The sequence below is a fragment of the Mesorhizobium sp. WSM3868 genome (assembly GCF_002294785.1).
In the GTDB taxonomy this organism is placed as follows: domain Bacteria; phylum Pseudomonadota; class Alphaproteobacteria; order Rhizobiales; family Rhizobiaceae; genus Mesorhizobium.
In genome coordinates this window covers 23,163-29,702 of the sequence record NZ_NSGB01000031.1, presented here as the reverse complement: position 1 = coordinate 29,702, position 6,540 = coordinate 23,163, and the positions used below count along the sequence as shown (strand labels likewise).

4 protein-coding genes are annotated in these 6,540 nt (G+C 57.7%); all 4 read left to right on the top strand.

From position 1 onward, the window contains the following. Positions 1-814: 814 nt before the first annotated feature. The 4 genes from CK221_RS28860 to CK221_RS28845 all read left to right on the top strand — a co-directional run bounded on the left by CK221_RS28860 (position 815) and on the right by CK221_RS28845 (position 6,526). Positions 815-2,251, top strand: coding sequence for an amidase (locus CK221_RS28860; RefSeq protein ID WP_095780189.1), 1,437 nt, complete (start codon positions 815-817; stop codon positions 2,249-2,251). A 282-nt stretch (positions 2,252-2,533) separates the two neighbouring features. Next, positions 2,534-3,091: a hypothetical protein gene (locus CK221_RS28855; protein ID WP_143749117.1), complete on the top strand. Its 558-nt coding sequence runs from the start codon at positions 2,534-2,536 to the stop codon at positions 3,089-3,091. A 707-nt stretch (positions 3,092-3,798) separates the two neighbouring features. Beyond that, positions 3,799-4,647, top strand: coding sequence for an NAD(P)-dependent oxidoreductase (locus CK221_RS28850; protein ID WP_095780187.1), 849 nt, complete (start codon positions 3,799-3,801; stop codon positions 4,645-4,647). A 214-nt stretch (positions 4,648-4,861) separates the two neighbouring features. Further along, entirely contained in the window at positions 4,862-6,526 is a 1,665-nt protein-coding gene (locus CK221_RS28845) for an ABC transporter substrate-binding protein (RefSeq protein WP_095780186.1), read from the top strand. Positions 6,527-6,540 lie beyond the last annotated feature (14 nt).

The window sequence follows — 6,540 nt, the reverse complement described above, 5'->3', positions numbered from 1 at the left end:
ACAACTTTTCCTCGAAAAGGCCTCTAAGGCCTAAGCGAAAGGGAGAACCAATCCTCTACTAGCCAGCCGATCCAAGGTCCCCATTCCTTGCCGACTGACACAGAGGTATGCGGTTGCCAGTGGCCACGTCGAGCGTCTCAAAGTCCTTGAGTCTGACGAGTTCCGTCGTGCTGGTGCGGGGATACTGTTTCGAAGATGAACGCGCCAAGCTCCCTGAGCAGCCGTCGCGGTGGTTGTCATGCGTCGGTTCCGGCTCCGTCAGCTTCTGACGGGTACGCCCTTCGGTTGCCGCTATGTGCGCCGGGACCAAGGCTGCGGCGTGGCATGCTTCGAGGTGATGGAGGTGGAGGAGCACATTGTTCGTCTGACTTCTGCATGAGGCGGATGAGTTTTGCGATAAGTGTGCCGGCGGCTTGCGCAGATCGGCTGCCAGACATACCGAGAGGAGCTACGCATTGGCACGCCTTCCCACGAGCCTCGCCAATCCAGCCGATACCGGACCCGTCTCTGTCGAGCACGCCCGCTTCCGGTCGCCGCCGTGCACAGCTTGACGAGAAGAGCAAGCGCATACGCATACCAGGCACGGCCTTGCTGCTGCAGTGCCTTACGGTCCGCCGGCCTTGCGGCTACGCCTATCATGGCAATCATGCGCCTGGTTCCCGCAGGTACGACCTGCTGCGACATCGGGACTTGCGATTGCCCGCCGCTGCAGGTCGGCAATCGCTATTTCTCGTTTGTACTTAGTCCGGTGATGATCAGTCATGCTCGCTCACGCGCCCAACCGATGCCGAACAGATTAAAAAGGAATACTTCTATGAAGCTGAGTGAATATGCAGCGTACGATGCCACCGGTTTGGCCTCTCTCGTGCATTCGGGTGAAGTTACTCCTTTGGAATTGACGCGGCTAGCTCGCGAGGCGCACGACCAGGTCAATCCGCACATCAATGCCGTAGTTGAATTCTACGAAGATGCAGAGACCGGTGCGGGGGCGAATGAAGGGATCTTCCATGGCGTGCCTTTCCTTCGCAAGGATATCGGGGAAACCGAAGCAGGTCGCCTGCAGGAAAAGGGAAGTCGTTTGTTCAAGGGCTTTCGTCCCCAGACCGACAGTTATTATTTTCGTCGCGCCCGGGAAGCCGGGCTTCGGACAATAGGACGATCAGCGACTCCGGAGCTTGGATCGACCGTAATGACTGAATCGATTCTCAATGGCATCACCCGCAACCCATGGGACTTGGAGCGCTCCGCGGGAGGCTCCTCAGGCGGAGCGGCAGCGGCAGTGGCGGCCGGCATCACTCCCATTGCCCATGGCAGCGATGGAGGGGGATCCATTCGCATCCCCGCATCGTGGTGCGGTCTAGTAGGGCTGAACCCGTCTCGCGGACGCATTTCCGGCGGCCCGGACAACCAGGACGCATGGTTTGGTCTCACCCGCTCATTTGTTCTCTGCCGAACAGTGCGCGACATGGCCGCCGCACTGGACGTTTTTTCCGGTCCCCATGCCGGCGATCCGTTTATCATCGTACAGCCGAACCGTTCCTATGTGCAGGAGCTATCACAGCCCACCGGTCGCCTGCGTGTCGGGGTCGCAAGAAAGAGTTGGGGCGCGGTCGAACTCGAGCCGGAAGTGCTACACGGTGTCGAGACTACTGCAAAGCTTCTGCAGGAAATGGGGCACATGGTGACTGACATAGACCCACCATATGAGCCTGTCGAATATAGCAGAAGAGCGTTTGCCGAGGCGAAGGCGTCCGCGAATGCACTTGAACGGGCGGCGCGGGCAATGGGGCGCACTATCAGCGCTGATACCTTGGAGCCAGGCAACCTCAAATGGTATGATTTTGGTCGTGATGTACCTGTTTCTCGAGCGGTGGACTTACAAGAGGTGCTCCGGAGAATGCGTTTTCGCGTGGGCGAGGCGATCCATGCCTTCGACATTTTGCTGACCCCCACGATGCCAATCGTGGCTTTGCCGCATGGCGGCATCTATTCTGCCACCAACCCAGCGCTTTCCGCAGAAGAAAGCATCGAAGCTGACACGGCGATTTGCCAATACACTGGCGTGTTCAATGTGACTGGACAACCATCAGTGTCTTTGCCGTTGGCAGAAAGCGCCGATGGGTTGCCGATCGGTATTCAGATCGTAGGCCGCTTCGGTGATGAGTCTACGCTCGTCCGGGTAGCCCGCGATTTGGAGGAAGCCAGGCCGTGGAATTCCCGTTTGGCAAAGGTTCGAGTGGGCAAAAACTAACTCTAATCCGAGCCCGACAGTTTGATTGATGTGCCATCCACTCAATCCGTCTGAACCGCAGTCAACCAGCACTGCGCCTGCTGATTGAGTAGAGTGAGCATCCGGCGTGCGAAAGAAAAGGAGCGGCAAACAATGCAGGATCATTGTCAACAGCAGGATACTGCGGGCCCGATCGGAATCCTCTGCCTCTGGAACGGCCACCCAAACTTTCCTCGGCCCCAAACATTCGATGGCCGCCCTGTCATCTTTGAACAGGTCCCAGGTGCCTGGTGGCAGGCGCTTATGGACGACGAGCCGGGACTCTATGGCGCTTACGCCGAAGCAGCGCGTCGCCTCGTTGATCGCGGTGCCGTTGCGATCAGCTCGGCCTGTGGCTATACCGTGCGATATCAGGAGGCAGTCGCTGCGGCGGTGAAGGTGCCTGTGGCCACGGGGAGCCTCCTCTTAGCCCCGACGGTAATCCGGCACCTGCCGCCCAAGGCCAAACTCGGCATCGTGGTCGCTAACGAGAAGTACGTCGGGACCGATCTCTTAGGGATCATTCGGGATCCTGAGGAACGCGCGAGAATCGCAGTCGACGGTATCTCAGACAGCATGCTTGTGGAGAGCGAACTGAAGCGTCCTACAGGAATGGCACCTATTCCTGACTCTGACACCGAGCGCCATCTCACAGACGCAGTGCAGCGCCTTCTCGCAGCTCAACACATCGGCGCATTCATCTTCGAATGCAACGTATTCCCGAAATTCGCACCGAAGCTGCGCCACATGACGGGATTGCCTATTTACGACCATATGACAAGTTGGCGGATCATGCTTGAGGCGATGACCTGCAGAACTTAAGCGTTAAGATTGAGAGAAATAAATTCCTGATCATGGCTTGGCAGGTCGATCTTGGGCCGCGAACGATGCGGCTACGAACCGCGCCAGTACACTGCGTAATTGAGGGGTTGGCTGTTACAAGTTGTAGGGTCTGCTGCGCAAAGGCGGCGCTCGAGCATCGTGGCCTCAAAGTTCAGTGTCTTGTATTCTCTTATCTTTCCGGGTGCACAGATGGCAATACAGAGGTCGAACGGCTTATGGGGGCCGAAGCACTTCCGAGCGGAACGCGCAAGACGCTCAAGTCGATGGCGTGGCCGCGGTAGTTGTGGCGGAAGCTCCCAGTTGTCACGCACGCGATTGCCGCACGTTCCAGACATACTGAGAGGCCAAACGGCGGCCGGACTAGTCTTCGTCAGCTTTGCTGAAGTTGTCCGGGCCTATTGCATGGTTCACATCGATGACAACATAGCGAGATCGTCGGCCTGCGGCTGCACCGTGACGGCAAACTGCATGTGCGGGGCCGTCTCTGTGACCCTCGAAGTGATTTCTAGCGTCCGCTGTGTTCTTCAGCTTCCAGATTGCTGCCCCTGCGGAGGCTGTGGGGGGCAAGCGTAGGATCCCCACAGCGTGCATCTCGAATCGCGATCCATGCATACCGAAACTGCATTGGACTTGAGCGCCCGGGGGTCGGACGATGACATCGGACGCAACTCATTTGGGCTTAAGAGATGAAAGTGCTTTGCCGCTGGCACACTACGGATGAAGAGCTACAACACATAAAAGCGGCGATGCCGAGCGGCACAGAAGTCGTGGTGCCTGAAGGCGAGTACTTCTCTCGCTTCGAATGCACGTACTCGGGTATTGAACGTCACGCCGCGGACGTGTTCCTTGCTTGGACGATTCCAGAAGGTATACCAGAAATCGCAAAAAATCTAAAGATGCTTTCTTGGCTCCACTCAGGCATCGACGACCTGGGTGAGATAGGATTTCTCACCCATGCAAAGCAGTACGGAATTAAAGTGGCTAATATTCGGGGCGCCAACGCAATCGCTGTAGCGGAACAGTCAATGATGTTTGTTCTGGCGCTCGCAAAGCAGACCATTGCTAAGAATGAGGCCAGTCGAGAACGATATAAGTCCTTCCCACTCTTCGCGCAGGAAACTCGATCTGCGATGCTGAGTGGACAAACCATAGGGGTGATTGGCGTCGGGAATATCGGTAGTCGCGTTGCTAAGCGGGCAAAGGCATTCGATATGCGCGTCCTCGGCGTGCGACGCAATAGGGACCGGCACGACGAATATGTCGACTCTATGCACGGTATCGAGGAACTCCATGCAGTCCTCGCTCAGTGTGATTATGTTGTTCTAGCTACCCCTCACACGGGCCATACTTTCCAGCTTCTGGGCGAGGCTGAGCTGGCAGTCATGAAGCCGTCTGCCTTCCTAGTGAATTGTGCACGCGGTCAATTGATCGACGAACGATCGCTGCACACGGCTCTTACCACGGAGCGCCTGCGCGGATACGCGGCAGATGTTTGGCCGTATTACGCATGGCCCGGGGCTGGTTTTGTTCAGTAACCTAAGTCCAGGCTGACCTCACGACGAAGAGGCGCTCCATTGATGAACTCTACAACGTTCTCAACGCCAAACTCGACATACCCCAATATCGGGCGGCTAGCAGCCGCCCGGCCGACAGGCGAGCATGAATACCCCGAGACTAGGAGAAATCCGCGGGACTTAGTCAACTGGAATACATTTTTCGGCCATAACAAATAGGGGAAGGTGACAACCAATGAGCAAGAATTATCGCATTCTCGACTTGATCCGACGCAATCGTTCGCCGCTTGAAAATCATCTCGTTGACGGTCTCGTCGACGGTGGCGTCAGCCGCCGGGATTTCGTGCGCCACGGCAGCCTGCTTGGTCTGTCGCTGCCGCTGCTCAGCGGCATAGGTATGGCAGCCGGTCTCGGCCGCATGCCATCGCTCGCCCGCGCGCAGGGCGCGCCGGGCGCCACCGTCCGGGTTGCCTGCAGCATGCCGACAGCAGCCATAGACCCCATTACCGTCACCGATGCCGGCGGCACTCTGCTCCTGCAGCAGGTGGGCGAGTTCCTCTGTGTCGATGGCCCGGACCTGGTGTTGAAGCCGGTCTTGGCCGAAAGCTGGAAGCCGAATGACAAAGGCACGGTATGGACCTTCAAGCTGCGCAAAGGGGTCAAGTTCCACAGTGGCGGCGAAATGAAGGCAGACGACGTGGTGGCTACCATTGACCGGCTCGCCGACCCGGCTGGCTCGTCTAATGCGCTGTCCGTCTTCAAGGGTATCCTGCAGAAGGGCGCGACCAAGAAGGTCGACGACTACACGGTCGAATTCCATCTCGACGCCGCCAACGGCAACTTCCCCTACATGGTGTCGTCGGATAATTACAATGCCGTCATTCTGCCTGCTAGCTACAAGGGCGACTACGAGAAGAGCTTCGACGGCACCGGTCCGTTCAAACTGGAAAAATACACGCCCAAGGTCGGCGCCTCCTTCGTGCGCAACGATGACTACTGGGGGCCGAAGGTGTTGCCGGAACGCACCGAGTTCACTTTTTTCGACGACATCCAGCCGCAGATCCTGGCCCTGCAGGGCGGCCAGGTCGATATCATCAACCAGCTACCGGCTTTGACCGGCATCAGCCTGCTTAACGATCCGAATGTAGACATCATTAGCCGGAAGTCCACGGTGAGTCGGCAAGTGCACATGCGCTGTGATTCCGATCCGTTCAAGGACCCGCGCGTGCGCCGCGCGATTGCGCTCTCAATCGATCGCGACAAGCTGGTTGCCGGCCTGATGAAAGGGCGGGCATCGATAGGCAACGACAGCCCGTTCGCTGCGGTCTATCCGTCAACCGATACGAGCGTGCCGCAGCGCAAGCAGGACTTCGCGCAAGCCAAGCAGTTGATGGAGGCAGCCGGCGCCGGCAAGGGTTTCAAGGTGACGCTTACTACGCAACGCTATATGGAAATCCCTGCATACGCCCAGCTCATCCAGAACTGGGTCAAGGAGATCGGCATCGAACTCGACCTCAATATGATGGACCAGGGCGCCTATTACGGAGACGCGGTGTTCGGTAAATCGAACTGGCTGGATTCGGTAATGGGCATCACTGACTATGGTCACCGCGGTGTGCCGAACGTCTTGCTTTCCGCGCCGCTGAAGAGCGGCGGCACCTGGAACTCAGCACACTTCAAGAACAAGGATTATGACATGCTGGTAGACCGCTACGTCGCGGCTGTCGATCTTGAGGAGCAGAAGGCAACGGCGGGCAAGATCCAAAAGCTTCTGCTCGAGGAAACGCCCATCATCTTCGGCTATTTCGCCGATTACCTGACGGCGACCGCGAAGGGCGTGACCGGCGTGCAACCGAGTCCGGTTGGACATCTTTTCCTCGACAAGACATCGAAGGCCTAAGCGAAAAGCGAAAA

What these genes read in the sequence shown, in the direction of transcription:
- CK221_RS28855 (WP_143749117.1), top strand. Translation starts at nt 2,534, where the DNA reads ATGGACGACGAGCCGGGACTCTATGGCGCTTACGCCGAAGCAGCGCGT.
- CK221_RS28845 (WP_095780186.1), top strand. Translation starts at nt 4,862, where the DNA reads ATGAGCAAGAATTATCGCATTCTCGACTTGATCCGACGCAATCGTTCG.
- CK221_RS28850 (WP_095780187.1), top strand. Translation starts at nt 3,799, where the DNA reads ATGAAAGTGCTTTGCCGCTGGCACACTACGGATGAAGAGCTACAACAC.
- CK221_RS28860 (WP_095780189.1), top strand. Translation starts at nt 815, where the DNA reads ATGAAGCTGAGTGAATATGCAGCGTACGATGCCACCGGTTTGGCCTCT.